Source organism: Modicisalibacter luteus DSM 23508, assembly GCF_000378505.1.
GTDB classification, from domain to species: Bacteria; Pseudomonadota; Gammaproteobacteria; order Pseudomonadales; family Halomonadaceae; genus Modicisalibacter; species Modicisalibacter luteus.
In genome coordinates this window covers 235,078-260,218 of sequence record NZ_KB899996.1, presented here as the reverse complement: position 1 = coordinate 260,218, position 25,141 = coordinate 235,078, and the positions used below count along the sequence as shown (strand labels likewise).

The following is a 25,141-nucleotide window of genomic DNA, read 5'->3' as shown; positions in this document are numbered from 1 at the left end:
CACCTCCTCAGAGCTCGGTGGCGAGCTTGTCGACGAGCTCGCGGTGTTTGGCCTCGTCGATGGAGGATTCCAGGATTCGCTCCGCACCTTCGATGGCGAGTCGTGCGACTTGCGCACGCAGCTCTTCCTTCGCGCGGTTGATTTCCTGATCGATCTCGGCACGGGCGTTGGCGATCATACGCTCGCCTTCCAGGCGGGCGTTCTCGCGCGCCTCCTCGATCATCTGGTTCGACCGCTTATGGGCCTGTTCAAGGATTTGCGCTGCCTGTTCCTTGCTTTCACGCAGTGTCTCGTTGGCCTGTTCTTGGGCCAGTTCGAGATCGCGGTTAGCACGGCTGGCAGCGTCCAGACCATCGGCAATCTTCTTCTGGCGCTCCTGCAGGGATTGCATGACCGGCGGCCATACATACCTCATGCAGAACCAGACGAAGACCGCAAAGGCAATGGCCTGGCCGATCAGGGTAAGGTTCAGATTCACGCCAGCACCTCTCGCTTCACAGGTTTGGGGTCAAAATCACGGTAGGTCGAGACGACCGACCGCGAGTTAACCGACAAACGGGTTGGCGAAGGTGAAGAACAGCGCAATACCTACACCGATCATGGTCACGGCGTCGAGAAGACCAGCGACGATGAACATCTTGACCTGCAGCTGCGGAATCATTTCCGGCTGGCGTGCGGCGCCTTCCAGGAACTTGCCACCGAGGATACCAAAGCCGATAGCGGTACCCAGTGCACCCAGACCGATCAGCAGGGATACGGCGATGGCGGTCATGCCCAGAACTTGTGCTTCCATGGTTTACTCCAGTTTCTGTTTAAGTGGTTTAGCGGGTTAGGGGTTAACGGGTGATTGCGATCAATGCTGCTCTTCAGTCGCCATGCTCAGATAGACGATCGTCAACATCATGAAGATGAACGCCTGCAGCACGATGATCAGGATGTGGAAGACCGCCCACGGGAAGTGCAGAGGTAGCTGCCACAAGCCCAGCAGGGCGATCAGGATAAAGATCAGCTCACCGGCATACAGGTTGCCGAACAGACGAAGCGCCAGTGAGATCGGACGCGCCAGCAGCGTGACGGTCTCGAGCAGGAAGTTGACCGGAATCAGCAGGGCCTGAGCGAACTTGTTGGGCGTGCTGAACGGATGCAGCGTGAGTTCGGCAATGAAGCCCGAGAAGCCCTTGGAGCGAATCGCATAGAAGATGATCAGCGCAAAGACCGACAGCGACATGCCCAACGTGGCATTGACGTCAGTGGTCGGCACGACCTTGAAGTAAACGTGTGACGGATCGGCCCCGAACATGGCACCGATCTTCTGCGCCAACATGGGCAGCACGTCGACCGGCACCAGGTCCATTAGGTTCATCAGGAAGATCCAGCAGAAGATCGTCAGCGACAGCGGTGCGATCAGCTTGCTCTTGCCGTGGAAGGTCTCTTTGACCGAGTTGTCGACGAATTCGACCATCATCTCGACGAAGTTCTGCAGGCCGGTAGGCACACCTGTGGTCGCTGCCTTGGCCGCCTTGCGGAATACCCATAGAAACAGGACACCCAAGGCGATCGACCAGCCCATGGTATCTAGGTGAATGGCCCAAAAGCCCATTTCCGCCGCTTCGTCCGCCGAATGGGCGATAGACCAGCCACGCTCCGGGTGCAGACCGAAGGTCAGGTTCTGCAGGTGGTGCTGGATATACTCCGTCGTCGTCGGATTGTTGCCTGCCATTGCACTGCCTCGATATCAGGTGTGCGACGGTTTACGCAGCAGCCAGGGTGCCAGCCACTGGGTAAACAATGTCGCCACGTAAGCGCCAAAGAAGAAAGCGGGGTTTGAGGGAGGCACTGCAATGAACACCAATGTGAACAATGCCGCCGTCAAACCGAACTTGCCGGCCTCGGCACGGTAAAAGCTCTTGACGATGTCCCTGGCAAATTGCGCTCCCTGATAACGGAAGGCACGCCAGGCAAAATAGGCATTGGGAAGCAGGCAGATCAGGCCACCTGTCAGCGCCGACATTGCAGCCGGTCCCCCAGAAAGAACCGCTCCCAGCAACACCATGACTATGACAGTGAGGAGCTGGGCGAACATTAGGCGCTTGAATTGCGGACGCTTGAGCTGGGCCGGTACCGGGTTATGCATGATGTCCTGTCTCTTGCGATGCCGACCGCGGGTTATTGTTTCGTCCAGAAAGCTCCCAGAGCCAAGCCTCGGCGGATTATAGGGAAGCCCTGTGTCGCCTTCAACCGAACTGCACCGAAATTGCGCTAACTTTAGCGACCTTACAACCAATGGGTAACGATCTGCGTGGAAAACTTATTACCACGCTAACAATTTCACAGGCTGTTTAGCGTATGTGTGCCAGGATTCCGTCGAGCTCGTCCAGGCTGCTGTAGCGGATGGTAACCCGCCCGTTTCCCCTGCTTCCATGCTGGATGCGCACCGGCGCGCCCAATAGTTCGCCCAGTTGGCTTTCCAGCCTAGCGACATCAGCCGAGGGTTTGTCGGCCGGTTTCTCGCTGGGCTTGCCCTGCTGAAGTTGCTTTACCAAGGCTTCGGTCTGACGCACGGTGAGATCCTTGGCCACCACGTCATGTGCCGCTCTGCGCTGTTTTGCCGCAGGCAGGGTCAGCAGGGCACGCGCGTGTCCCATATCGAGATCGCCACGCTCGAGCAGCGTCTGCACTTCGGGATCGAGCGCCAGCAAGCGCAACAGGTTGGCAACCTGGGCACGCGACTTGCCTACAGCGTCGGCGACCTGTTGCTGAGTCAGGTCGAACTCGTCGAGCAGGCGTTTCAGTGCCATAGCCTCCTCGACCGGATTGAGGTTCTCGCGCTGGATGTTTTCGATCAGCGCCAACGCCAGCGCCGTCTGATCGCTGACGTCACGGACCACTGCCGGAATATCATCGAGTTCGGCGAGTTGCGCGGCACGCCAGCGGCGTTCCCCGGCGATGATCTCGTAGCGATCTTCACCGATAGGCCTTACCACGATGGGCTGCATCACGCCCTGGGCACGGATCGAATCGGTGAGTTCCTCGAGCGCTTCAGGCTGGATCTCGCGCCGCGGCTGGTACTTGCCTCGAGTCAGTTGCCCCAATGGCAGGCGTACCAAGCGCTCATTGGTATCCTCGACGACGGAAGCGTCATCGGCGAGCTCGACGCTATCGAGCGTACCATCGGCATCGAGCAATTCACGGCGGCGGGCTCCGGCGCCGATCAAGGCATCCAGACCACGTCCCAGGGCACGTTTACGAGTCATTAGCGTTCCTACGAGGCGTTTCCCGAATCATAACGACAAGCGACGGATCAGTTCCTTGGCCAGCACCCGATGGGCCTGGCTGCCACGCGAGAAGCGAGCATACTTGGTGACGGGCAGACCATGGCTGGGTGCCTCGGCCACGCGTATGTTGCGCGGGATCGTGGTCTTGAGCAGAGTGTCGCCGAAGTAGTCACGCAACTGCTTGCTGACGTCGCGTGTCAGACTGTTGCGGTTGTCGTACATGGTCCTGACGATGCCGAAGACCTGCAGTGTCGGGTTCACGCTGGCCTGGATCTGCTCGACGGTGTCGAGCAGCGCCGACAGGCCTTCGAGGGCATAGAACTCGCACTGCAGCGGGATCAGCACGCCATGCGCTGCAGTCAGGCCGTTGAGTGTCAGCATGTTGAGCGACGGCGGACAGTCGATCAGCACCACGTCGTACTCATGAGCGATCTCGGCCAGCGCGTCGTTAAGGCAGCGTTCGCGACCGTCACGGTCGAGCAGGTCGACTTCCGCCGCGGTGAGGTCGGCATTGCCCGGCAGAAGCGCATAGCCTGCCGCGGGGCAATCGAGAATCACGTCGATGGCCCGCTTGTCGCCGAGCAGGACATCGAGCACGCTGCCATCCAGCTCGTGCTTATCGACTCCACTGCCCATGGTGGCATGCCCCTGGGGATCCAGGTCGACCAACAGTACGCGGCGATCGAGCGCAGCCAGGGAGGCGGCCAAGTTGACTGCCGTGGTGGTCTTGCCGACGCCGCCCTTCTGATTGGTCAAGGCGATGATCTTGGTCACGAACGACTCCCTTCCCGACTCCCCGTCAAAATATTTTTCCGGCCCGCCGCAAACGCAGCAGCTGGCGGTTTGCCTCGTCACCGGGTACGTGCAGCTCACGGCGCTCGATCAGCGCGATGCTGTCCGGCAGCGCCTGGCTTTCCTGCTCGGCGGCGCGACTTTTCATTGCCAGCCACTCGCCATCGGCTGCGAGTAGCGGTTCGGTAAGCGCAACGAAATCGGCCAAGCTGGCAAAGGCTCGAGAGATGATCTGCTCGAACGGTATCGACACGGTGTACTCCTCGACCCGTGACTGGACTGGAGTGACATTCTCCAGACCCAGTTCGAGCACTGCCTGGCGCTGGAAGCGGACCTTCTTGCCGTTGCTGTCCAACAATGTCACGGCCAGCTGCGGTTCGAGAATTGCCAGGACCAGACCAGGCAAGCCGGGGCCCGATCCGACGTCAAGCAGCCGCGGACCACGCACGAACGGCGCCACCGAGGCACTGTCGAGGAGATGACGGGTCACCATCTCCTCGGCTGAACGTACCGCGGTGAGGTTATAGGCGCGGTTCCACTTGTGCAACAGCGCCAACAGCGCCAACAACCGATCACGCGCCTGAGCATCGATCTCGATACCCAACTGGGTGAGTCCGCTATCGAGGCGGCGTTCGCACTCCGGCGTCATGCGTTCACCGCCCTGCGATCATCGATGAGGCGACGCTTCTTGAGATGAATCAGCAGAATCGATACCGCTGCAGGGGTTACGCCGGATATCCGACCGGCCTGAGCCAGTGTTTCGGGACGCGCCGCTGCGAGTTTCTGACGAATCTCGTTGGACAGGCCTTCGACCCGGTCATAATCGAGGTCCGCCGGCAACGGCGTTGCCTCGTGACGCTTGAGCTTGTCGATCTCATCCTGCTGGCGATCGATATACCCCTGATACTTGGCCTGGATCTGAACCTGCTCGGCCACTGCTCCGTCGCTCACCGGCTCACCCTTGAGAGCGGCGACATCGGCGTAGGCGAGTTCGGGGCGCTTGAGCAGCTCGAACAGACTGTATTCTCGGTTCAACGGCTTGGGGAGCTTGTCGTTCAGACGCTCGGCCTCGCTGGAGCGGGGCTGGATCCAAGCCGTTTGCAAGCGAGCAGTCTCTCGCTCTATGGCCTCGCGCTTGGTCTCGAAGGCCGCCCAGCGCATATCATCGATCAGACCGAGTCGTCGGCCGGTCTCGGTCAGGCGCAGATCGGCGTTGTCCTCGCGCAGCAGCAGCCGATATTCGGCCCGCGAGGTGAACATGCGATATGGCTCTTGAGTGCCCATCGTGATCAAGTCATCCACCAATACGCCGAGGTAGGCCTCGTCGCGACGCGGTGACCAGCTATCCTGGCCGAGCGCGCGTCGGGCGGCGTTCAGGCCAGCGAGCAGCCCTTGGGCCCCGGCTTCTTCGTAGCCTGTGGTGCCGTTGATCTGTCCGGCGAAGAACAGGTTGTGGATAAACTTGGTTTCCAGCGAATGCCTCAAATCACGCGGGTCGAAGAAATCATATTCGATGGCGTAACCGGGGCGCGTAATGTGCGCGTTTTCGAGTCCCTTGATCGAGCGAACCACCTGCAACTGCACGTCGAACGGCAGCGAGGTGGATATCCCGTTGGGGTAAAGCTCGTGGGTATCCAGGCCCTCGGGCTCGATGAATACCTGATGGCTGGACTTGTCGGCAAAGCGATGGACCTTGTCCTCGATCGAAGGACAGTAGCGCGGCCCGACGCCTTCGATGACCCCAGAATACATCGGCGAACGATCGAGGTTAGCGAAGATGATCTCGTGAGTGCGCTCGTTGGTGTGCGCAATATGGCAGCTGACCTGTCGTGGATGCATCTCGCTCGAGCCGAGGTAGGACATTACCGGCGTTGGTGTATCGCCAGGCTGCTCCTCGAGCTCGGAGAAATCGACGCTCTTGGCATCGATGCGCGGTGGTGTTCCGGTCTTGAGACGCGCAACACGAAAAGGCAACGCACGCAGCCGCTGAGCCAGCGCATTGGCCGGTGGATCACCGGCACGGCCACCGGCATGTTTGTCCAACCCGATGTGGATAACTCCACCCAGGAAGGTGCCGGTACACAGCACCACGGTTTCGGCATGAAAGCGGATTCCAGTCTGGGTGATTGCGCCACGCACAGTGTCGTTTTCGACGATCAGATCATCCACACCCTGTTGGAATAGGGTCAAGTTGGGCTGGTTTTCCAACATGCCGCGAATGGCTGCCTTGTAACGCACACGATCGGCTTGGGCACGGGTGGCTCGCACAGCAGGCCCCTTGCGTGCGTTGAGCACGCGGAACTGGATGCCGCCGCGGTCGGTGGCTAATGCCATGGCCCCGCCGAGGGCATCAATTTCCTTGACGAGGTGGCTCTTGCCGATCCCGCCGATCGCCGGGTTGCAGGACATCTGCCCCAGCGTCTCGATGTTGTGTGTCAGTAACAGGGTCTGACAGCCCATGCGGGCAGCGGCCAGTGCGGCTTCTGTTCCCGCATGGCCACCGCCGATGACGATGACGTCAAAGCGGTTGGGGTAATCCAAGATGCACCTCGACTTGCGCCTGTCGGCGCGGCGTTTCTGCTAGGTGAGGGTAAATAGCCGCCCAGTATAACGCCCCTGTGGGTAACCGTCAGGGGTTTTCCACATGAGGTTTATCAGTCACGTGTTGTTATCTATTAATAAAAATAGAATTAAAGAGAAGAAGTTCTGTTGTGGTTGTTACTACTAGTGTGGATAGTTTTTGTGGATAACCTAAAAAAGTAAAAACTTTTCATTAGGTTGCATTGTTAACCGAACGTGGGAAAAGCGGTAAGGTAGCTGCGGAAATCATGCCGTGAGGCTGTGGATGGAATGACTCTTTATCCACACATGTATTTATGCCCCGTTTATCCACCTGTGCCTACCGTAGCTGTCATCAGGGTGATTAACAAAGTGGGTCAGGAAGGAGAAAGTCGGTCGTGGCAGGGGGAGCAGGGCGATTAGCGGCCGATAATTCGAAAAATTATCCACAGGCCAGAAAAGTGGCTGTGCATAGCAAAAAAGCCAGTGAGGCGGGAAATAAAAAAAGAACGCCCGCTTCAAGAGCGGGCGTTCGGTAGTAACAAGAGGTGCAGCTCAGTGCTTGAGCACGCGGGACAGGAACGATTGAGTTCGCTCGTGGCGAGGGTGGTCGAAGACCTCGTGGGGCGGCCCCTGTTCGACGATGCGACCACCATGTACGAAGATCACCCGATCGGCGACCTCTCGGGCAAAGCCCATCTCATGGGTGACGATCATCATGGTCATGCCATCGTTGGCGAGCTCACGCATGGCGTCGAGTACCTCACCGATCATCTCCGGATCGAGCGCCGAGGTGGGCTCGTCGAAAAGCATCAGGCGGGGTTCCATGGCCAGGGCGCGTGCCAGCGCCACACGCTGCTGTTGGCCACCGGAGAGCTGACTGGGATACTTTTCAGCCTGATCCTCGATGCCGACCCGGGCCAGCAGCTTGTGTGCAGTGTCTAGTGCCTTGTCGCGGGGCCAATTGCGGACCTTCATCGGTGCCAGGGTGACATTGTCGAGTACCGACAGGTGCGGGAACAGGTTAAATTGCTGAAAGACCATGCCAACCTCGGTGCGGATGGTCTGCAGTGTCTTGCCGCTCTTGCCGTTGGGCAGCAGTTCGTTGCCGTCTACCACGATACGACCACCTTGGAACTCTTCAAGGCCGTTGACACACCGAATCAGAGTAGACTTGCCGGAGCCGCTGGCTCCGACGATGACGACCACTTCGCCGGGGGCCACCTCGAGGTCGATATCCTGCATAACGTGCAACTTGCCGAAGTGCTTGTTGACCTTGTCGAGGCGGACGATAGGCTCATGGTCACCGGTCTTCGGCGAGGTATGGGTTACTTCATTCATGCGCTTTCTCCTCACTGTCCGACCAGGCCGCGGCGTTCGATCTGACGCAGGGCAAAGGACAGGCTCAGCGTGATTGCCAAGTACATCATGGCGACCATGAAATAAACTTCGAGGGCAGTGAAGGTGGTGGCGATGTAGATTTGCCCTTGGCGAACCAGTTCGCCGACACCGATCACCGAGAACAGTGATGTGTCCTTGATGCTGACGATGCCCTGGTTGCCGAGCGCCGGGATCATGCGCCGGAAGGCCTGCGGCCAGATGATGTAGCGAAACGCCTGGGTGCGGGAAAGGCCCAGCGACAAGCCCGCCTCGCGCTGTCCCTTCTCGATGGACTGCACGCCGCCGCGTACGATTTCCGAGATGTAGGCCCCGGCGTTGAGCGCTATAGCGGCGATGCCGGCTGTGAGAGCGTTTATCGGCCCACCAATGATCTGAGGCAATCCATAAAAAATGAACAGGACCTGAACCAGTACCGGGGTACCGCGGAAGACTTCGATGTAGGCGATTGCCGGCCAGCGCAGGATGGCAATCGGGCTGATGCGCAGCAGGCCGAAGACGATACCGATGATGAAGCCGATAGCTAATCCACCAAAAGATATCAGTAAGGTCCAGGGGATCCCTTCCAGCAGGTAAGGAATGGAGTCGATGGCCGCCTGCCAATCGAACTGAAAAGTGACGTCCACGTCGGTTCTCCGTACGGGCCCATCCAGCGGGCCCATGTCTTTGAGGGATGAAAACGCAACGGGGCCGGGCGCTTGGCCACCCGGCCCCGTTCATCACGGCGAAGTGGGGTTACTGAGAAGCGCCGTCCTTGCTGGGCGCCTCGCCGAACCACTTCTTGTAGATCTCGTCGTAGGTGCCGTCTTCCTTCATGGCAGCGAGTGCTTTGTTGGCAGGTTCAAGCCACTTGCTGCCGGACGTGAAGGCGATGCCGTACTGCTGCCCTTCGTAGAGCGGTCCGACCACCTTGGCACGGCCTTTCCCCTGGGTCTGGGCGAAATAACCGACGTTGGGAGCATCATAGAAGACCGCATCGACACTTCCCCCCATCAACGCCATGTACATGTCGGCGCTGCCTGGGTAGGGCTTGATGTCTGCCGTGTCGCCGAGGCTTTCCTGTAGAAAGTCGTAGCTGGTGGAGCCGATCTTGGTACCGATACTCATGCCTTCCAGGTCGCTGATCTCGTCGACGCTGTCATTGTTGGCAGGTACCAGAATACGCAGGCCCGAATCGTAATACGGATCGCTGAAGTCGACGATCTTTTCGCGTTCGTCAGTGATGGTTATGCCGGCAATGGCCAGTTCGGCATTCCCAGTCTGTACAGCGGGAATGATGCCGTTGAAATCCATGGTGCGCAGGTCGAGTTCGAAGCCGGCCCGATCGGCGATTTCACGCAGGATGTCCATGTCGAAACCGACCATTTCACCGGTTTCCTTATCCATCATCTCGAAGGGAACGAAACTGGGATCAGTAACGGCGCTGACGGTTTCCTGGGCGGAGGCAGTGGTAGCGATACCAAGTCCCATAGCCATGGCGGCAGCCAGAGAGACTCGCTTCAATATAGTGTTTTTCATGGAGTTCCCCACTTAGAAATTTTATTCATGGAACACGCCTTTTACCTTGGCGAGTTCGGGGGAAACCGTCAAGTAACAGAAAGGATGACGCCGGACTGACCGGCGTAAAGAAAAATAAAGAAGTCAGACCATGAACGAGGAGCCGCAACCGCAGGTCGACGTGGCGTTGGGATTCTTGATCACAAAGCGGGCGCCGGCGAGGCCTTCCTCGAAATCGACGGTCGAGCCAACCAGGTATTGGTAGGACAGAGGGTCGACAACCATGCCGACATCATCGATAGCGATTACGGTGTCATCGGTAGCGGCCTGCTCGGCAAAGTCGAACCCGTACTGGAAACCCGAACAACCTCCGCCGGTCACGAACACGCGCAACTTGAGATCAGGATTGCCCTCTTCGGTAGCCAGGGCACGCAGGCGGCGAACAGCAGCCTCGGTGAGCAACAGGGGAGTGGGAGCGAAGGATTCGGCACCGCTCATGAATGGAGCCTCCGAAAGTCGACAAACAGAATAGGACCCGACATTATCCACAAAACCTAGCAAAAGGGTCAACTTTTACCAAGGGTACCGGACCACCACGAGTCGGATTGAGACGCTGCGCTACAAATATGATAGACAAGAAGAAGTAAGTGCGTCGGGAGGGACATCGCGACGTAGCTACCTGTCGAAGTGATCGTAAGGAACATGTCTTGCCTCGCCTGCCCTTGCCCGATCTTAGTCTTGAACGTTTCCGACGCCAATTGGCAAGCGTCGATGCCCTGCCGCAGCTTTGCGTGCTTGGGGTAGCCTCGGGGCTGCTGGCCGGTGGCGTGATGGTTATCTTTCGCTCGCTTCTCAGCTTGGGTGCCTGGCTGCTGATGCCGTATGGAAACATCGAATCCTTCGAGGCGCTATCGCCCTACCTGCGTTCGCTGTTGCCGATCGTGGCAGTCAGCCTGATCGGTCTCTGGCTGTGGCGTCAGCCGGCCCAGGCACGCAAGATCGGCATTGCTCATGTCATTGAGCGGCTCAGCTACCATCAGGGGCGTTTTCCGCTACGCAACTGGATCAACCAGTGGTGGATCGGGATAGTCTCCGTTGTGGGCGGGCTTTCGGCTGGTCGAGAGGGGCCGGCGATCCATCTGGCCGCGGCTGCATCCAGTGGGCTTGGGCAACGTCTACGCCTGCCCCACAACAGCTTGCGAGTATTGGTCGGATGTGGCACTGCGGCAGGCATCTCGGCTTCGTTCAATACACCTATCGCTGGTGTCATCTTCGCTATGGAAGTGGTGTTGATGGAGTACACCACGGCCGGTTTCTTGCCGGTGATCCTGGCATCGAGTACGGGGGCAGTGATCGCACAGCTGGTCTATGGCAGCGATCCGGCATTCCAGGTCCCCCCGGTGAGTCTGGGCTCACTGGTCGATCTGCCGTGGATCATTGTCACTGGATTGATCATTGGGCTTCTTGCTGGCCTATTCGTCCACATTGCCCGTAGCGGCACGCGGCTGGAGCCTCTACCTGGGTGGTTGCGCCTAGCTATGGTTGGTGTGTCCGTTAGCGCAGTAGCCTGGTGGTATCCCCAGGTCCAAGGCATGGGTTATGACACTTTGGGTGCCACACTGACCGGCAACGTGGCAACGGACGTTCTTGTTGTCGTCGCTATCGGCAAGTTGCTGCTGACTGCCGGCGCCGTCGCCTGTGGAGTTTCGGTCAGTATCATCGGCCCGGTGCTGGTGATTGGTGCGGCTGCGGGTGCTTTATGTGGGATGGTAGGCGGCTGGCTGTGGCCGCAGGTCGCCTCCGACGCTGCCCTTTATGCCATGCTGGGCATGGCGGCGATGATGGGCGCTGTACTACAGGCGCCGTTGGCGGCATTGATGGCGCTACTCGAGCTAACCCATAACCCCAATATCATCTTGCCTGGCATGCTCTCGGTCTCTGTGGCCGTGCTCACTTCGCGTCAACTTTGTGGATGCCAGGGATTCTTTATCACCCAGACGCAACACGGCCTGCATCGCCTACAGCAGCCATTGATGCAGGCGCTTTCCCGGGTCGCGGTGCCGGCGGTCATGGAACGCAGCTTGGCCCGCACTCAGCGCAAGATCAGTCGTGAGCAGGCCCAAGCCCTGCTCGAGGACAAGCCGACCTGGCTGGTGATCATCCGCTCCAACGAAGAGAAGACGCCGATTGCGCTGAAGGCGGCTGACCTGGCACGCGTGATGCTCGATGAGCATTGGGCTGATGAGGAATCCTTCGACCTGCTGGAGATTCCGGGTCAACGCCTGGACCTGGCCCCGATTCATCTGCAGGCTACCCTCAACGAGGCCTTCGAACGCCTCAATGAGTACGGCGTGGATGCTCTATATGTGCAGCACACTACTGCGCCAATGATCCAGAAAATTTCAGGTATCATCACCCGGGATGCTATCGAGAGTTACTACCGTTACAAACGCTGATCCGGAAGCACCGGGACTGCTGACTGCATAAGGAGCTGCAATGTACCTGTGGATAAAAGCGTTTCACCTGGTCGCCATGGTCACTTGGTTTGCCGCCCTGTTCTACCTGCCGCGATTGTTCGTCTATCACGCCATGGCTCGCGACAAGGGCGATACCCTGGCGATGGAATACTTTACCGTCATGGAGCGCAAACTGTTTCGCGGCATCATGACTCCTTCGATGATTGCCGTCATCGCGCTCGGCGCCTGGCTGCTGTTCATGGCACCGGGCTTTCTGAGCCAAGGCTGGTTACACACCAAACTGCTGTTAGTTCTGCTGCTGGTGGGTTATCACCATATGTGCCTGGCCCACATGAAACGTCTGGCTGCCGGCACCTGCACCAAAACGCATACCTATTTCCGCTGGTTCAACGAGGCCCCGGTCGTTGCGTTGATACTGATCGTTATCCTGGCCATGGTTAAACCTTATTGATGCACGATGCAAAACTTCCCGTGGTACTCGTGTTGGCGGGACACGATCCGACCGGGGGTGCCGGGCTTATTGCCGATGCCGAAGCCATCACTGCCTGTGGTGGCTGGCCGGTGACTATCCCGACCAGCTTGACGGTACAGAGTACGCAAGATGTGCTTCGAGTCATGCCCTGCGAGGCTGAAGATATACGCAACATGGCCTGGGCGTTGCTCGACGAGTTCGACATAGCGGCGATCAAGGTTGGCTTGATTGCAAATGAGGCGGGTCTGGATGCCATTGAGGATGTGGTGCGCGCCTGTCCCGGAATTCCTTTGGTGGTCGATCCGGTGCTGCGCGCCGGCGGCGGAGCCAACTTGTCCACAACGGCTCTCATCGATGACTTCCGTCATCGGCTGCTACCGCTTGTGGATATTTTGACGCCTAACCGCCATGAACTGGCAAGGTTGGCCGGGAACGAGGCAAGTAACGACGTCGAGCGGGTCGTCGCCCTGCTGTCCCTAGGTTGCCAGGCGGTCCTGGTTACCGGGACTGACGATCCACCTCTGGAAGCGCCGAACGACACCGTGATGCATACGTTGCACACCCCCGAGACCAGCCGACAGTGGCATTGGCCGCGACTCCCAGGCCAGTATCACGGCTCGGGTTGCACGCTGGCGTCAGCATTGGCGGCTCGCCTGGCTGTGGGAGAGCGATTGGTAACGGCTTGCGAGCAGGCCCAGCAGTTTACCTGGGAGAGCCTGCGACACGGCTGGCAGCCGGGAGAAGGGCAGGCCTTGCCCAGGCGGTGGATACCATGACCGACAAGCGACATGACTGGACCCGTGGAGTCTATGCCATCACCGATGCCCAACTGTTGCCTAGTGACAGGCAGTTGTTGGAGGCATGCCGGTCAGCCCTGAAAGGCGGGCTGGCCCTGCTCCAGTACCGTGACAAGTCCGGTGATCTGAGCCATCGTGTGCGTCAGGCGCTGGCGCTGGCCATGATGTGCCGCGACTACGGGGTGCCGCTGATCATCAACGATGACTTGGCATTGGCGCAACGTCTGCGTGACGACGGCTTTGCCGAGGTCGGTCTGCATCTGGGGCAGCAAGATGGCTCGTTGCGCGAGGCGAGAGAGGTGCTGGGAGGCGAGGCAATCATTGGGGCTACCTGCCATGCGCGTCTCGACCTGGCCGAGCGGGCAGCCAGCGAGGGCGCCAGCTATCTGGCCTTCGGTCGCTTCTTCGTCTCGAAAACCAAGCCTGAGGCACCACCGGCAACGCTAGACTTGCTGGGCGAGGCCGGACGTTTCGATTTGCCTCGGGTAGCGATCGGCGGTATCGATATCGACAATGTCGGAATGGCGCGCGAGGCGGGAGCCGAGTTGCTGGCTACGGTCCATGGGGTGTTCGGTGATGTGAATCCCGAGGCTCGTGTCCGGGCACTCAATGCACGTCTGGCAGCGTATCCATAGTTTATCCACAGGCCGTCAACGTAAAGTTATTCGACCTGTCCAGAGACTTATCCACAAATTCGTGATTAGAGGCAGCTAATGACCACTTCCGCACAGCTCTTCGAACAGGCCTGTCGCCATATTCCCGGCGGAGTGAACTCACCGGTGCGCGCCTTCAAAGGGCTGGAGCGGCCGCCAGTCTTCATCGAACGTGCCCAAGGGGCCTATCTATACGATGTCGAAGGCAAGCGCTATATCGATTACGTGGGCTCGTGGGGACCCATGATTACCGGGCATGCCGATCCCGAGGTCCTCGCGGCGGTTCGTGAACGTCTCGACGCCGGTCTGTCCTTCGGTACGCCCACCGCCATCGAGACTACCATGGCCGATCTGATCTGCGAGATCATTCCGTCAATGGACATGGTGCGCATGGTCAACTCCGGTACCGAAGCGACCATGTCGGCGATTCGTCTGGCGCGTGGGTATACCGGCCGTGACAAGATCGTCAAGTTCGAGGGCAACTATCACGGTCATTCCGACTCGCTGCTGGTCAAGGCCGGCTCCGGGGCGTTGACTCACGGTGAACCCAGCTCGCCCGGGGTGCCCGCCTCGTTGGCCGAGCACACCATTACTCTGCCCTACAACGACAGCGATGCCGTGCGCGAGAGCTTTGCCGAGATCGGTGAGGAAGTAGCCTGCATCATCGTTGAGCCGGTGGCCGGCAACATGAATTGCATTCCACCCGCTCCGGGTTTCCTGGAAACACTGCGTACGGTTTGCGACCAGTATGGAAGTGTGCTGATCTTCGATGAGGTAATGACCGGCTTTCGTGTAGCGCTGGGAGGTGCTCAAGCACACTATTCGATCACACCGGATCTGACCTGCCTGGGCAAGATCGTCGGTGGCGGTATGCCGGTAGGCGCGTTCGGTGGTAAGCGCGACATCATGGAGAAGATCTCGCCGCTGGGACCGGTCTACCAGGCCGGCACGCTATCAGGTAACCCGCTGGCCATGGCCGCTGGTATCACGCTGCTCACCAAGGTGCGCGAGCCCGGTTTCCATGCCGCTCTCGCCGAGCGGGTAGAGACGCTGTGCAGCGGCCTCGTGGAGCGTGCCAGGGCGGCTGGCGTGGAAATGATCACGCAGCAGGCCGGTGGCATGTTCGGTGTGTTCTTTACCAGCCAGTCGCGGGTGGAGAACTTCGCTCAGGCCACCGCCTGCGATGCGTCCATGTTCCGGCAATTTTTCAGTGGCATGCTCGATCATGGCGTCTACCTGGCGCCGTCTGCCTATGAGGCCGGTTTCATGTCCAGCGCCCATAGCGATGCGGACATTACCGCGACGCTGGATGCCGCAGAGCAGGTTTTCGCCGGGCTGGCCAAGGCCTGACAGCGACGGTCATTCTAGGGAGGGAAAGCATTGAGTCAGGCACTGATCCAGGCATTGAACGACGCAGGCTGTTATGACCACCCCGTCGATTCCATCGAGATCATCGAAACGCATATCTCGTGGGTCGTGCTGACCGGCGAATACGCATATAAGCTCAAGAAACCGCTGGATTTCGGCAGCTTTCTGGACTTTTCCACCCTCGACAAGCGTCGTCGGTTGTGCGATCAGGAAGTTCAGCTCAATCGGCGGTTGGCTCCGTCGCTATATCTGGAGGTCGTGCCCATTTCAGGCAGCCCCGAGGCACCACGAATCAATGATGACTCGGCGCCGTTCGAGTACGCGGTAAAGATGCGCCAATTCAGCAACCGCCTGCTGTTCAGCAACCTGCAGGCTAGCGGCGACCTATCACTGGAACTGCTTGATGATCTAGTGGATCAGCTGGTGCTTTTCCACGAGGGCGCACAACGGCTTACCGACGGCAGCGATGACTGGGGCTCGCGCGAGGCCATGCAGCGTATCATGGACCGGGAGTTCGCTCTGATTGCGCCGCGGCTCGAGGGAGACGCCGATCAGCGCCGTCTGGATGCCCTGAAAACTTGGGTGTCGGAGGCCCTGGAGCGTTTCGACAGCGAGTTTGCGAGGCGCTGCCGTGAGGGGCATGTGCGTGAAACGCATGGCGATGTTCACCTGGGCAATGCCGTGCGTCACGAAGGGCGCGCGCTGATGTTCGACGGTATCGAGTTCAACGAGGAATTGCGCTGGAGTGATGTCGGTGCCGACCTGGCGTTCCTGCTGATGGACCTAGAGGCGCGGGACGAGGAAGCATTTGCTCACCACACCTTGAATCGCTACCTAGAATTGTCCGGCGACTACACACTGGTGCGCCTGCTGCCGTTCTACAAGCTGTATCGTGCCCTGGTGCGTGCCAAGGTGGCCATTCTGCGTTATCACCAGCCCGAGCTTCACCCTGCGGACCGCCCGGCGGTCATGGCCAATTATCGACGATACATCGATCTGGCCGAGCGTTATACGGAATTCACGTTCCCTTACCTGGTCATTGGTGTCGGTGTGTCCGGTAGTGGCAAGAGCCGGTTCACCGGCGAAATGGTGCGGCGTCTGGGAGGGGTACGTCTACGCTCCGACGTGGAGCGCAAGCGCCTGTTCGGTTTTGATCCACAGGCCCGTACCGCCGAACAGGGTGTGGATATCTATACCCCCGAGGCTACCCAACAGACCTACACGCGTCTGGCGCAGTTGACCGGTGTTTTGCTTGAGTCGGGATTCCCTGTGTGCATTGATGCGACCTGTCTGCGGCAGGACCAGCGCGATCTGCTGCGCCAGCAGGCGGTTGGGCGTGGCCTGCCGGTGCTGTTAGTCAGCTTCGAGGCCGATGAGGCCACTCTCAAAGCGCGGATAGAAAAGCGTGCCCGGCGCGGTGGGGATCCTTCCGAGGCCGGGCTGGCCGTGCTCGAGCGGCAACTGGCCTGCTTCGAGGAATTCACCGACGAAGAGCGGCTGCACCTCGTTCATCTGGATACCACTGCCGAAAATGCCAATCTGACACTGGTGGGAATGATTCAGGAACATTTGCGCCTGAATCGACCGTGAAAGAAACGCGCTCCAGGTTCAGACGACAATGAAGGCGATAGGAGGGAGCACTTGCTTTTGCAAGGTAGCCATGGGGAAGTCAGCGATGACGACATGGGGCTATCCTTGGATATGCCGTGCTCCATGGGTAATGTTTATTCGCTCTTTCTATGCCGGGAGTGAGAGTGGATGGGAGGCAAGGGGCCCAGATTCTGACGTGCCCAATTCATTGCCTGTATCCGGTTGTGTACCTTGATTTTGCGGAAGGTGTTGTAAAGGTGCGACTTGACTGTATGTTCGCTGACAAAAAGTTTGTCGGCGATTTCCGTATTTGAGGCACCGGAACCGAGCAGGCTGATGATTTCCTGTTCGCGATGGGTCAGGCTGCAGACCGGACGATAGGCGTTGAGCTGCTGGCGGCGGTAGAATTGGATCAGCCGTGTCATCAATGACCGAGACATCCATAGGTCCCCCTTGAGCAGGGCGTCAATGCCTTTGCAGATCAGCTTCAGACTATCGCGGCGATAGAACACCCCGTGCAAGTGCAAGGCGGCGAGAATTTCTGCCGCGTGGTCTTCATCCCGTAGATTGAAGGCGGCCAGAATAACGTGTTGGCATTCCACCGTCTGGTGATGCCACTGCTGCATGCTGTTTTCGTCCACATGATCAGCATCAAGCAGAACCAGCCTGTTTTCACATTCGATGTCGTCGCTGACATCGTGAGGCCCGACCGCTGATATCTGTAATCCCAGCTGTTCCGAAATGTAATCCATGAATAGCTGAGACTGGGGGTTACAATCTGTAACTAGAAGAATCTTTGCGTTCCCTTGGCTCATGGTCCTGCTCCTGAAGTGTGACCTAATCCGTGAAGTTATCGCATCCTTATTGCCATGAGGCTGCACTTTAAAGGTTGTCGCTTTCTTACATTTTGTAAAGCAATGTTACTAAAAATATCTATGAAAAAAATAACTATAAATTGGCTTTATTATGCATTTTTATCGCGTAGCCCAAGCGACATGGCATCAGGACGCTAACCCAACGGTATGACTGAACCGGCCATGATTTCTATCAGCTCTTAACGTGGTCAGAAATTAGTTATTTACCAAATACAAGCATGAGAATTTCCATCTTGTGATTATGGTTAAATGGTCAAGAGTACGTGCTCACTGCGGCGCTAGCCCGTAAAATAAGCAGATTTGCGAGGAGGAAGTTCCATGACCGTGACGCAGTCGCTCGTGCTGGCCAGTGGCAATCGCGGAAAGCTGAGAGAGTTCGACGAGCTGTTGGCCCCGTTGGGCCTTACAGTACGCCCGCAGTCGGATTTTGATGTTCCCGAGGTTGAGGAGACTGGGCTTACCTTTGTCGAGAATGCCTTGCTCAAAGCGCGTGAGGCGGCACGTATCAGTGGCTTGCCGGCCTTGGCAGATGATTCAGGATTGTCGGTCGATGCCCTTCAGGGCGCTCCTGGCATCTACTCGGCCCGTTATGCCGGGGAACCCAAGGACGACGAAGCCAACAACCGAAAGCTTCTCGAGGCATTGGCAGAGGTTCCCGAAGGCCAGCGAACCGCACATTACTGGTGCGTTCTTGTCCTGCTGCGACATGCCGAGGATCCGGTTCCCGAAATCGTCCAGATGAGCTGGGAAGGGGAAATCCTGGCATATCCGCGTGGTACTGGGGGGTTCGGTTATGACCCGCTGTTCTGGGTGCCGGAAAGCGGCTTGAGTGCTGCCGAACTCAGCGCCGAAGAGAAGAACCGCCTGAGCCATCGGGGCAGAGCGCTGCGCCAACTGGTCGATAGGTTGCGCTGATGCCAGCGCTGCCACCTCTAGCCCTATACGTGCACGTACCCTGGTGTGTGCGCAAATGCCCCTACTGCGATTTCAATTCCCACGGCGTCGGTCGTGGCGCAACGCTGCCGGAGGAGGCCTATCTCGAGGCATTGTTGGCGGATCTCGATGCCGACATCGCACTGGTAGGTGAGCGCCCAATCGGCAGCGTGTTTATCGGAGGTGGGACGCCCAGCCTGATGTCGCCAGCGTTTTACGCGCAGTTCTTCTCGGCCTTGTCGCAACGCCTGACGTTGGCCGCGGGCTGCGAGGTCACGCTGGAGGCCAATCCCGGTACTGTCGAACAGCAACGCTTCGCCGGGTATCGGGAGGCTGGGATCAATCGCCTCTCGATCGGTGTACAGAGCTTTCAGGCCCAGCAGTTGCAGGTCCTGGGGCGTATCCATAGCGGTGACGAGGCAAGACTCGCTGTCGAGAGTGCGCGCCGGGCAGGGTTCGATAACCTCAACCTGGACTTGATGCATGGCCTGCCAGGGCAGACCCTCGCGCTAGCGCTCGACGATCTGGAACAGGCGCTTGCCTTGGAACCCGAGCATCTTTCCTGGTATCAGCTCACCCTGGAACCCAACACGGAGTTTCACTCGCACCCGCCGCGCCTGCCCGAGGACGATCTCCTCTGGGACATTCAGGATGCCGGACACACACGACTCGAGAAGGCCGGCCTGACCAGGTATGAGATATCTGCGTATGCCCAGCCAGGGCGCCGCTCGCAACATAATCTCAACTATTGGAGTTTCGGTGATTACCTGGGCATCGGCGCTGGTGCACATGGCAAGTTGAGTCGCTGGGTCGATGGCGAACTGGTCATCGAACGACGCTGGAAAAGCCGCCAGCCCGAGGCGTACCTGCGACGGATGAATGACCCTCGTGGGTTTGTGGCCGGCCATCAGCAGATCGACAAAGACGAGTTACCCCTGGAGTTCGCGATGAATGCCCTCCGCCTGGTCGATGGTGTCGATATGGCAGCATGGGCGGCGTCGACCGGGCGCCCGATATCCGACATGGAATATCGTATGGCTTCACTGCGTAACCAAGGATTGTTGGTGCAAGACACCGGACGGATGCAGGCCACCCCCCATGGCCTGTTATTCTTGAACGAGCTTCTCACCCGAATCGCTGAACAGAGTGAAACGTGAGAAGAGGTTTCATGCTGAAAAGGAGTTAGCAGAGGATGACCAAAAAGTTCTGGATGGCACTACCCCTGGCTACTGTTGTTGCCATGGCTGGATGTACTACGACAGACCCATATTCGGGTGAAACTCAGCGTGCCAAGGCGACTACCGGGGCAGGGATCGGGGCGGCCGTAGGGGCCGTCGCTGGGGCACTTAGCGGGGATGGCAGCTCAAGTCGCCGAGATCGGGCCGTGATAGGCGCCGCCGTGGGGGCCGCTGCCGGAAGCGGCATCGGCTATTACATGGACCGTCAGGAAGCCCAATTGCGGGAAAGCTTGCAGGGCACCGGCATTGGAGTAGAGCGCCAGGGCGATAATATCGTGCTTAACATGCCCAGCAGCGTGACGTTTGCCTTCGACTCCAGCGATCTCACTTCCGAGGCGCGCCAAGCACTGAATGACGCCGCAGCCGTCATGCAGCAGTACCCGGAAACGCGGATCGCCATAGCGGGGCACACCGACAATAGCGGTTCTGATGCTTACAACCAGCAACTCTCGGAACGGCGTGCCCAGTCGGTTGGCAACTATCTCATCCAGAATGGTGTCTCTGCGCAGCGCCTGGCCATGACGGGCTACGGCGAAAGCCAGCCGGTGGCGAGCAATGCCAACGAGCAGGGCAGAGCGCAGAACCGCCGCGTCGAGATCACGCTCACTCCCATGCAACAGCAGATCCAGCAACAGCAGCAATAAGGGCGCCTTCACGCTACCATCAAGAAGCGCCACGGCCCGTCGATCTCGGCGGGCCTTTTTTATCGGGACGACACCACCATGCTTGCCTATCAGCACGCCTATCATGCCGGCAACTTTGCCGATGTGCATAAGCACCTTGCCCTTTACGCGACACAGTTGGCGTTATTACGTAAAGAATCTTCAGTTACGTATGTAGATACCCATGCCGGACGGGGGCGTTATCCCTTGACCGGAAAGGAGACTCAGAAGCTCAAGGAGTACGAGCAAGGGGTTCTCCCTCTTTGGTATGCAAGGCAGGCATTAAGTAATAAGCATCCACTACTCGAAACGTGGCTTATGGCGTTGGTTCGGGCCCAGGATAGCCAGGCAAAGCCTTCTCTGACCCATTATCCGGGGTCACCGTGGTGGTTGGCAGACTCCCTGCGCAAGCAGGATCGGCTTAGCCTGTTCGAGTTACACCCCGGCGAGCATGATCATCTCGAGGCACAATCGTGGCCGAGCAATGTGCGGCACATCCATGCAGATGGCCTGGCGGGGCTACGTCGTCTGTTGCCGGCAACGACGCCTCGGCTCTGTGTGCTGATCGACCCTAGCTATGAGCGCAAGGAGGACTATACAGAGGTTGCCGAGACGCTGGCCTATGTAGCCCGCAAGGCACGCCATGCGCAGGTGATGATCTGGTATCCACTGTTGCCGGCGGGACGCCATCAAACGCTGCTGGAGCGTGCACGCGACGCAGGCTTGCGCAAGCTTTGGCGTAGCGAGGTACGCCTGCATTCCCCTGGGGCCAGCCACGGCATGTACGGTAGCGGCATGCTGTTTTTCAACCCGCCCTGGGGGCTGGATGAGGTCATGAACAATGTATTCACCGACGTGGTCGGCCTCTGGGGCCAAGAGGCCACCCATCGTGGCGACTGGTGGGTAGGAGAGTGAACCCTCACTTACTTTCCAATGCAGAACTCGCCAAAGATCTTGCCCAACAGATCATCGGCGCTGAACTCGCCGGTGATCTCGCCCAGCGCCTGTTGGGCTTCGCGTAGATCCTCGGCCAGTAGTTCTCCCGCCCCAAAGCCTTGCAGCTGGGCTTCACCCTTATCCAGCGCGTCATCCGCCCGGTCCAAGGCGTCGAGATGGCGACGACGCGCAGAAAATCGGCCTTCCGTGGTCGCGCTGTAACCCATTACGCTTTTCAAGTGTTCCTTGAGATTATCCACACCCGCTCCGGTCTTTGCGGACAAGCGCAGGGTCGGTGGGGTTGTGGATAAGTCGAGCCCCGGCGTTTCTTGGCTTGCATCGATCTTGTTGCGTACCAGGGTAAGCCGCGTAGGATCAGACAGCCGTGCGACGAACTCCGGCCAGATCGACATGGGATCGGTCGCCTGGGTGAGGGCGGCGTCCACCAACAGTAGAACCCGATCGGCCTTCTCAATCTCGTTCCATGCACGAGCCACGCCGATTTGCTCTACGGCGTCAGGGGTATCGCGCAGGCCGGCGGTATCGATGATATGCAGCGGCATCCCATCAATATGGATATGCTCTCGCAGCACGTCACGGGTAGTACCTTCGATGTCGGTGACAATAGCGGTGTCCTGCTCGGTCAAGGCATTGAGCAGGCTAGACTTGCCGGCATTGGGACGCCCGGCGATCACCACACTCATGCCCTCGCGCATCAGCGAGCCCTGACCCGCTGCCGCACGCACGCTTGCGAGCTCATGACGGACCTTGTCCAGCATGGCGGCGACGCGACCGTCCGCCAGAAAGTCGATCTCCTCTTCGGGAAAATCGATGGCCGCCTCGACATACATGCGCAACTCGATGAGGCGTTCAACCAGGGTGGTGACCCGCTGCGAAAACTCGCCCTGCAGCGAGCGCAGCGCGTTCTCGGCAGCAGCCCTTGAGCTGGCATCAATCAGGTCAGCGATGGCCTCGGCCTGGGCCAGGTCGAGCTTGTCGTTGAGAAAGGCGCGCTCGGAGAACTCACCGGGCCGGGCCAGGCGTGCCCCGAGCTGAACGCAACGTTCAAGCAGCAAGTCCATGATCACCGGACCGCCATGGCCCTGTAGTTCGAGCACGTCCTCTCCGGTGAACGAATGAGGACCGGGGAAGTACAGGGCGATGCCTTCATCGATGATCTGTTCGTCATGCCCCGCAAAAGGACCGTAGAAGGCATGACGTGGCGAGGGGCAATGTCCTAGTACTTGGCTGGCGATCTCGCGGCTGAGAGGCCCCGAGACGCGAATGATGCCGACACCGCCACGTCCGGGGGGCGTGGCAAGGGCGGCAATGGTGTCCTGGGTGTAGAGCGGGCTATCGGGCATGGGCATTCTCGTGTTTGCCGATATTGTCGCGAGAGGAGGCCAGAAACGCCAGACCCCCGCACGGGGCGGGGGTCTGGGCTTGGCATCATATCCTACTTGGTCTTGCTGGCCGGCGCCGGGTCAGCCATCAGCTTACGCGTGATGAACCATTGTTGCAGGATCGAGATGGTGTTGTTGACGATCCAGTAAATGACCAGACCGGCCGGGAACCACAGGAAGAAGAACGTGAAGACGATCGGCAGCATCTTCATGATCTTGGCCTGGGTCGGGTCCGGGGGTGTCGGGTTCAGCTGCTGCTGCAGGAACATGGAAATGCCCATCAGGATAGGCAGGACGAAGTAGGGATCCTTCACCGACAGGTCATCGATCCACAGGATGAACGGCGCGTGGCGCAGTTCGACGGACTCGAGCAGCATCCAGTAGAGTGCGATGAAGACCGGCATCTGGATCAGAATCGGAAGACAGCCGCCCAGCGGATTGATCTTCTCCTTCTGATAGAACTTCATCATCTCCTGGGACATTTTCTGGCGGTCGTTGCCGTACTGCTCCTTGATGCGCTGCATCTCGGGACCGAGCTTGCGCATCTTGGCCATCGACTTGTAGGCGGTGGCGGAAAGCGGGAACAGCACCAGCTTGACGAGGACCGTCAGAACCACGATCGACCAACCCCAGTTGCCGATCACGCTATGAATCTTCTCGAGCAGCCAGAACAACGGATTGGCGATGAACCACAGCCACCCGAAGTCGACGGTCAGCTCAAGATATGGGGCGATTTCCTCCAGATGCTCCTGAACCTTCGGTCCCACATACAGCGTGGCATCCAGGGTCGCTTCGCTACCCGGCGCAATGGTGTGGGTCGGGCCGGCAAAAGCGGCGACGTTGCGATTGCGCGAATCGGTCGTTGCGTAATAAAGGTTCTGTTGATCTTGCCCAGGCACCCAGGCGGAGACGAAGTAGTGCTGGATGATCGCGACCCAGCCACCCTGGACGTCACGGTTGTTAAACCCACCTTCCTGAACATCCTCGAAGTCGACCTTCTCGTAATGACTCTCGGGTGAGGAGTAGGCGGCGCCGAGGAATGAGCTCATGCCCATGGAAACGCCACTGGACGGATCGGGACTATTGTCACGGGCCAGCTGGCCGATGAAGCGGGCCGTGACCGGTTCCTGACTCCCGTTGGCCAAATGATAGCTGACGTTTACCGCATAACTATCACGCTCGAAAGTGAATCGCTTGATGATATTCACGCCGCTGACTTCGGCCGCGAGATCGACGGTCAGTGTCTCGCTATCCTGTTCGAGGCGATAGCTGGTCTGCTCGGGGGTAAAGGCGATCCGTCCCTGGTGATTTTCCAACTGCAGGCCGGACTTGGCGACATAACTACGCACCTGATTGTCGGACAACAGAACGAAGGGATGTTCGGAGTCCTGGCTGCGCAGATGCTGAGGGAGTGCGGCATAGACGATATCGCCGCCTTGGGGGTCGATACGGACATCGAGCACGTCGGTGACGACCTGGACCAGGCTGCGACGATTGTCGGTAGCGTTCTCGCCCGGCATAGTGCTGCTGGCGGGGCTAGCCGTGGCGTCCGATGGTGCCGCCAGGCCCTCGTCATCCGTCGCGGATGCGGCATTACCGCTACGTGGCGCTTCGCTGACAGTGGGAGCGCTGGGAACATTGACGTCAGGCTGGCCGTAATCCTGATTCCATTGGATTACCAGCAGGTAGGCGAGTACCGCTAGCGGTATCACGAGAAGAAGTCGTTTTACATCCATGGGGATCTGCCCGGTGGGGTGATGGATCAATCTGGCGGCTTCGTTCAGCACCGATGACCGGAGTGGGCATGACGAGGCCGCGCTGCTGCTATCCGGTCAAGAGAGTGAGGAGGCGACCATCTGCTTGCGGACGTCCTTCTCCAAGCGACGCCACATGCCATAAAGCTGGCGATGCAGTGTCTCGTTGTCCAGATCGTTAACGCCGCGGCGTGCCAAAACGACGATATCCACAGCGGGTAGCCGATGCTGCTGCAGACGAATGGATTCGCGCACGAGGCGTTTCAGGCGGTTGCGGTCGACGGCCCGACGAACGTTCTTCTTACTGAATACCAGCCCCACCCGTGGATATCCCAGCGCATTGTCACTGGCCAGTGCCAGCAACCCTTTGCCATGTATCTTGTACGAGGCCTGGTCGAAGACTCGTCGATATTCCCCGGCGGTCAGCAGACGCAGCTGCCGGGGAAATCCCTGACAGGACAT

General features: G+C 58.9%; 26 protein-coding genes. 10 read left to right on the top strand and 16 right to left on the bottom strand.

Annotated features, from left to right (window positions below; genetic code table 11):
* Nucleotides 1–7: 7 nt before the first annotated feature.
* The 12 genes from F568_RS0113590 to erpA all read right to left on the bottom strand — a co-directional run bounded on the left by F568_RS0113590 (nucleotide 8) and on the right by erpA (nucleotide 10,019).
* Nucleotides 8–478 (bottom strand): F0F1 ATP synthase subunit B, encoded by a 471-nt coding sequence (locus tag F568_RS0113590; RefSeq protein ID WP_019019289.1) that lies wholly within the window; start codon nucleotides 476–478, stop codon nucleotides 8–10.
* 66 nt (nucleotides 479–544) lie between these two features.
* Nucleotides 545–793, bottom strand: coding sequence for a F0F1 ATP synthase subunit C (gene atpE, locus F568_RS0113585; protein ID WP_011508579.1), 249 nt, complete (start codon nucleotides 791–793; stop codon nucleotides 545–547).
* A 60-nt stretch (nucleotides 794–853) separates the two neighbouring features.
* On the bottom strand, nucleotides 854–1,720 hold the full coding sequence (gene atpB / locus F568_RS0113580; protein WP_019019288.1) for a F0F1 ATP synthase subunit A: 867 nt from the start codon (nucleotides 1,718–1,720) through the stop codon (nucleotides 854–856).
* Nucleotides 1,721–1,735: 15 nt separating this feature from the next.
* Nucleotides 1,736–2,134 (bottom strand): F0F1 ATP synthase subunit I, encoded by a 399-nt coding sequence (locus F568_RS0113575; RefSeq protein WP_019019287.1) that lies wholly within the window; start codon nucleotides 2,132–2,134, stop codon nucleotides 1,736–1,738.
* A gap of 205 nt (nucleotides 2,135–2,339) precedes the next feature.
* Nucleotides 2,340–3,254, bottom strand: coding sequence for a ParB/RepB/Spo0J family partition protein (locus F568_RS0113570; protein WP_019019286.1), 915 nt, complete (start codon nucleotides 3,252–3,254; stop codon nucleotides 2,340–2,342).
* A 27-nt stretch (nucleotides 3,255–3,281) separates the two neighbouring features.
* Nucleotides 3,282–4,049 carry a ParA family protein gene (locus F568_RS0113565; protein ID WP_019019285.1) on the bottom strand — a complete coding sequence of 256 codons (768 nt, stop codon included), beginning with the start codon at nucleotides 4,047–4,049 and terminating at the stop codon, nucleotides 3,282–3,284.
* A gap of 25 nt (nucleotides 4,050–4,074) precedes the next feature.
* Complete coding sequence (gene rsmG, locus F568_RS0113560) at nucleotides 4,075–4,716, bottom strand: 16S rRNA (guanine(527)-N(7))-methyltransferase RsmG (RefSeq protein WP_019019284.1); 642 nt, start codon at nucleotides 4,714–4,716, stop codon at nucleotides 4,075–4,077.
* Nucleotides 4,713–6,608 carry a tRNA uridine-5-carboxymethylaminomethyl(34) synthesis enzyme MnmG gene (gene mnmG / locus F568_RS0113555; protein ID WP_019019283.1) on the bottom strand — a complete coding sequence of 632 codons (1,896 nt, stop codon included), beginning with the start codon at nucleotides 6,606–6,608 and terminating at the stop codon, nucleotides 4,713–4,715. Before mnmG ends, rsmG begins: the two co-directional genes overlap by 4 nt.
* A 573-nt stretch (nucleotides 6,609–7,181) precedes the next feature.
* Complete coding sequence (locus F568_RS0113550) at nucleotides 7,182–7,967, bottom strand: amino acid ABC transporter ATP-binding protein (RefSeq protein WP_019019282.1); 786 nt, start codon at nucleotides 7,965–7,967, stop codon at nucleotides 7,182–7,184.
* An 11-nt stretch (nucleotides 7,968–7,978) separates the two neighbouring features.
* A complete protein-coding gene (locus F568_RS0113545; RefSeq protein WP_019019281.1) occupies nucleotides 7,979–8,650 on the bottom strand; it encodes an amino acid ABC transporter permease in 672 nt (223 codons plus the stop codon).
* 109 nt (nucleotides 8,651–8,759) lie between these two features.
* Complete coding sequence (locus F568_RS0113540) at nucleotides 8,760–9,542, bottom strand: transporter substrate-binding domain-containing protein (RefSeq protein ID WP_026300542.1); 783 nt, start codon at nucleotides 9,540–9,542, stop codon at nucleotides 8,760–8,762.
* Nucleotides 9,543–9,665: 123 nt separating this feature from the next.
* A complete protein-coding gene (erpA, locus tag F568_RS0113535) occupies nucleotides 9,666–10,019 on the bottom strand; it encodes an iron-sulfur cluster insertion protein ErpA (RefSeq protein ID WP_019019279.1) in 354 nt (117 codons plus the stop codon).
* Between the two features lie 209 nt (nucleotides 10,020–10,228).
* Between erpA and F568_RS0113530 the strand changes: the two genes are divergently transcribed.
* The 6 genes from F568_RS0113530 (at nucleotide 10,229) to F568_RS0113505 (ending at nucleotide 16,878) form a co-directional block, all read left to right on the top strand.
* A complete protein-coding gene (locus F568_RS0113530; protein WP_019019278.1) occupies nucleotides 10,229–11,977 on the top strand; it encodes a chloride channel protein in 1,749 nt (582 codons plus the stop codon).
* Between the two features lie 40 nt (nucleotides 11,978–12,017).
* Nucleotides 12,018–12,449 carry a protoporphyrinogen oxidase HemJ gene (gene hemJ, locus F568_RS0113525; RefSeq protein WP_019019277.1) on the top strand — a complete coding sequence of 144 codons (432 nt, stop codon included), beginning with the start codon at nucleotides 12,018–12,020 and terminating at the stop codon, nucleotides 12,447–12,449.
* Nucleotides 12,449–13,246, top strand: coding sequence for a bifunctional hydroxymethylpyrimidine kinase/phosphomethylpyrimidine kinase (gene thiD, locus F568_RS0113520; protein WP_019019276.1), 798 nt, complete (start codon nucleotides 12,449–12,451; stop codon nucleotides 13,244–13,246). Before hemJ ends, thiD begins: the two co-directional genes overlap by 1 nt.
* The gene (gene thiE, locus F568_RS0113515) at nucleotides 13,243–13,902 is read left to right on the top strand and encodes a thiamine phosphate synthase (RefSeq protein ID WP_019019275.1); all 660 of its coding nucleotides are present in this window, start codon (nucleotides 13,243–13,245) and stop codon (nucleotides 13,900–13,902) included. Before thiD ends, thiE begins: the two co-directional genes overlap by 4 nt.
* Nucleotides 13,903–13,980: 78 nt before the next feature.
* Nucleotides 13,981–15,270, top strand: a complete 1,290-nt coding sequence (hemL, locus tag F568_RS0113510) for a glutamate-1-semialdehyde 2,1-aminomutase (RefSeq protein ID WP_019019274.1) — start codon at nucleotides 13,981–13,983, stop codon at nucleotides 15,268–15,270.
* A gap of 30 nt (nucleotides 15,271–15,300) precedes the next feature.
* On the top strand, nucleotides 15,301–16,878 hold the full coding sequence (locus tag F568_RS0113505; protein WP_019019273.1) for a bifunctional aminoglycoside phosphotransferase/ATP-binding protein: 1,578 nt from the start codon (nucleotides 15,301–15,303) through the stop codon (nucleotides 16,876–16,878).
* 134 nt (nucleotides 16,879–17,012) lie between these two features.
* Here F568_RS0113505 and F568_RS0113500 read toward each other — a convergent pair whose 3' ends face one another.
* A complete protein-coding gene (locus tag F568_RS0113500; RefSeq protein ID WP_019019272.1) occupies nucleotides 17,013–17,693 on the bottom strand; it encodes a LuxR C-terminal-related transcriptional regulator in 681 nt (226 codons plus the stop codon).
* A 378-nt stretch (nucleotides 17,694–18,071) separates the two neighbouring features.
* Between F568_RS0113500 and F568_RS0113495 the strand changes: the two genes are divergently transcribed.
* From F568_RS0113495 to F568_RS0113480, 4 genes are all read left to right on the top strand, one after another.
* Entirely contained in the window at nucleotides 18,072–18,668 is a 597-nt protein-coding gene (locus F568_RS0113495; RefSeq protein WP_019019271.1) for an XTP/dITP diphosphatase, read from the top strand.
* Nucleotides 18,668–19,843, top strand: coding sequence for a radical SAM family heme chaperone HemW (gene hemW / locus F568_RS0113490; protein WP_019019270.1), 1,176 nt, complete (start codon nucleotides 18,668–18,670; stop codon nucleotides 19,841–19,843). Before F568_RS0113495 ends, hemW begins: the two co-directional genes overlap by 1 nt.
* Nucleotides 19,844–19,878: 35 nt before the next feature.
* On the top strand, nucleotides 19,879–20,568 hold the full coding sequence (locus F568_RS0113485; RefSeq protein ID WP_019019269.1) for a YiaD family glycine zipper/OmpA-like lipoprotein: 690 nt from the start codon (nucleotides 19,879–19,881) through the stop codon (nucleotides 20,566–20,568).
* 78 nt (nucleotides 20,569–20,646) lie between these two features.
* Nucleotides 20,647–21,501, top strand: a complete 855-nt coding sequence (locus F568_RS0113480) for a 23S rRNA (adenine(2030)-N(6))-methyltransferase RlmJ (RefSeq protein ID WP_019019268.1) — start codon at nucleotides 20,647–20,649, stop codon at nucleotides 21,499–21,501.
* An 8-nt stretch (nucleotides 21,502–21,509) separates the two neighbouring features.
* Here F568_RS0113480 and mnmE read toward each other — a convergent pair whose 3' ends face one another.
* The 3 genes from mnmE to rnpA all read right to left on the bottom strand — a co-directional run bounded on the left by mnmE (nucleotide 21,510) and on the right by rnpA (nucleotide 25,141).
* Nucleotides 21,510–22,886, bottom strand: coding sequence for a tRNA uridine-5-carboxymethylaminomethyl(34) synthesis GTPase MnmE (gene mnmE, locus F568_RS0113475; RefSeq protein WP_019019267.1), 1,377 nt, complete (start codon nucleotides 22,884–22,886; stop codon nucleotides 21,510–21,512).
* A gap of 92 nt (nucleotides 22,887–22,978) precedes the next feature.
* Nucleotides 22,979–24,661 carry a membrane protein insertase YidC gene (gene yidC, locus F568_RS0113470; RefSeq protein ID WP_019019266.1) on the bottom strand — a complete coding sequence of 561 codons (1,683 nt, stop codon included), beginning with the start codon at nucleotides 24,659–24,661 and terminating at the stop codon, nucleotides 22,979–22,981.
* A 96-nt stretch (nucleotides 24,662–24,757) separates the two neighbouring features.
* A complete protein-coding gene (rnpA, locus tag F568_RS0113465; protein WP_019019265.1) occupies nucleotides 24,758–25,141 on the bottom strand; it encodes a ribonuclease P protein component in 384 nt (127 codons plus the stop codon).

Coding starts and splice junctions, on each gene's coding strand:
- yidC (WP_019019266.1), bottom strand. CDS start 24,661: ATGGATGTAAAACGACTTCTTCTCGTGATACCGCTAGCGGTACTCGCC.
- rsmG (WP_019019284.1), bottom strand. CDS start 4,716: ATGACGCCGGAGTGCGAACGCCGCCTCGATAGCGGACTCACCCAGTTG.
- hemW (WP_019019270.1), top strand. CDS start 18,668: ATGCCAGCGCTGCCACCTCTAGCCCTATACGTGCACGTACCCTGGTGT.
- hemL (WP_019019274.1), top strand. CDS start 13,981: ATGACCACTTCCGCACAGCTCTTCGAACAGGCCTGTCGCCATATTCCC.
- rnpA (WP_019019265.1), bottom strand. CDS start 25,141: ATGTCCTGTCAGGGATTTCCCCGGCAGCTGCGTCTGCTGACCGCCGGG.
- hemJ (WP_019019277.1), top strand. CDS start 12,018: ATGTACCTGTGGATAAAAGCGTTTCACCTGGTCGCCATGGTCACTTGG.
- thiE (WP_019019275.1), top strand. CDS start 13,243: ATGACCGACAAGCGACATGACTGGACCCGTGGAGTCTATGCCATCACC.
- F568_RS0113575 (WP_019019287.1), bottom strand. CDS start 2,134: ATGCATAACCCGGTACCGGCCCAGCTCAAGCGTCCGCAATTCAAGCGC.
- F568_RS0113485 (WP_019019269.1), top strand. CDS start 19,879: ATGACCAAAAAGTTCTGGATGGCACTACCCCTGGCTACTGTTGTTGCC.
- atpB (WP_019019288.1), bottom strand. CDS start 1,720: ATGGCAGGCAACAATCCGACGACGACGGAGTATATCCAGCACCACCTG.
- F568_RS0113495 (WP_019019271.1), top strand. CDS start 18,072: ATGACCGTGACGCAGTCGCTCGTGCTGGCCAGTGGCAATCGCGGAAAG.
- erpA (WP_019019279.1), bottom strand. CDS start 10,019: ATGAGCGGTGCCGAATCCTTCGCTCCCACTCCCCTGTTGCTCACCGAG.
- F568_RS0113540 (WP_026300542.1), bottom strand. CDS start 9,542: ATGAAAAACACTATATTGAAGCGAGTCTCTCTGGCTGCCGCCATGGCT.
- atpE (WP_011508579.1), bottom strand. CDS start 793: ATGGAAGCACAAGTTCTGGGCATGACCGCCATCGCCGTATCCCTGCTG.
- F568_RS0113570 (WP_019019286.1), bottom strand. CDS start 3,254: ATGACTCGTAAACGTGCCCTGGGACGTGGTCTGGATGCCTTGATCGGC.
- F568_RS0113500 (WP_019019272.1), bottom strand. CDS start 17,693: ATGAGCCAAGGGAACGCAAAGATTCTTCTAGTTACAGATTGTAACCCC.
- F568_RS0113480 (WP_019019268.1), top strand. CDS start 20,647: ATGCTTGCCTATCAGCACGCCTATCATGCCGGCAACTTTGCCGATGTG.
- thiD (WP_019019276.1), top strand. CDS start 12,449: ATGCACGATGCAAAACTTCCCGTGGTACTCGTGTTGGCGGGACACGAT.
- mnmE (WP_019019267.1), bottom strand. CDS start 22,886: ATGCCCGATAGCCCGCTCTACACCCAGGACACCATTGCCGCCCTTGCC.
- F568_RS0113550 (WP_019019282.1), bottom strand. CDS start 7,967: ATGAATGAAGTAACCCATACCTCGCCGAAGACCGGTGACCATGAGCCT.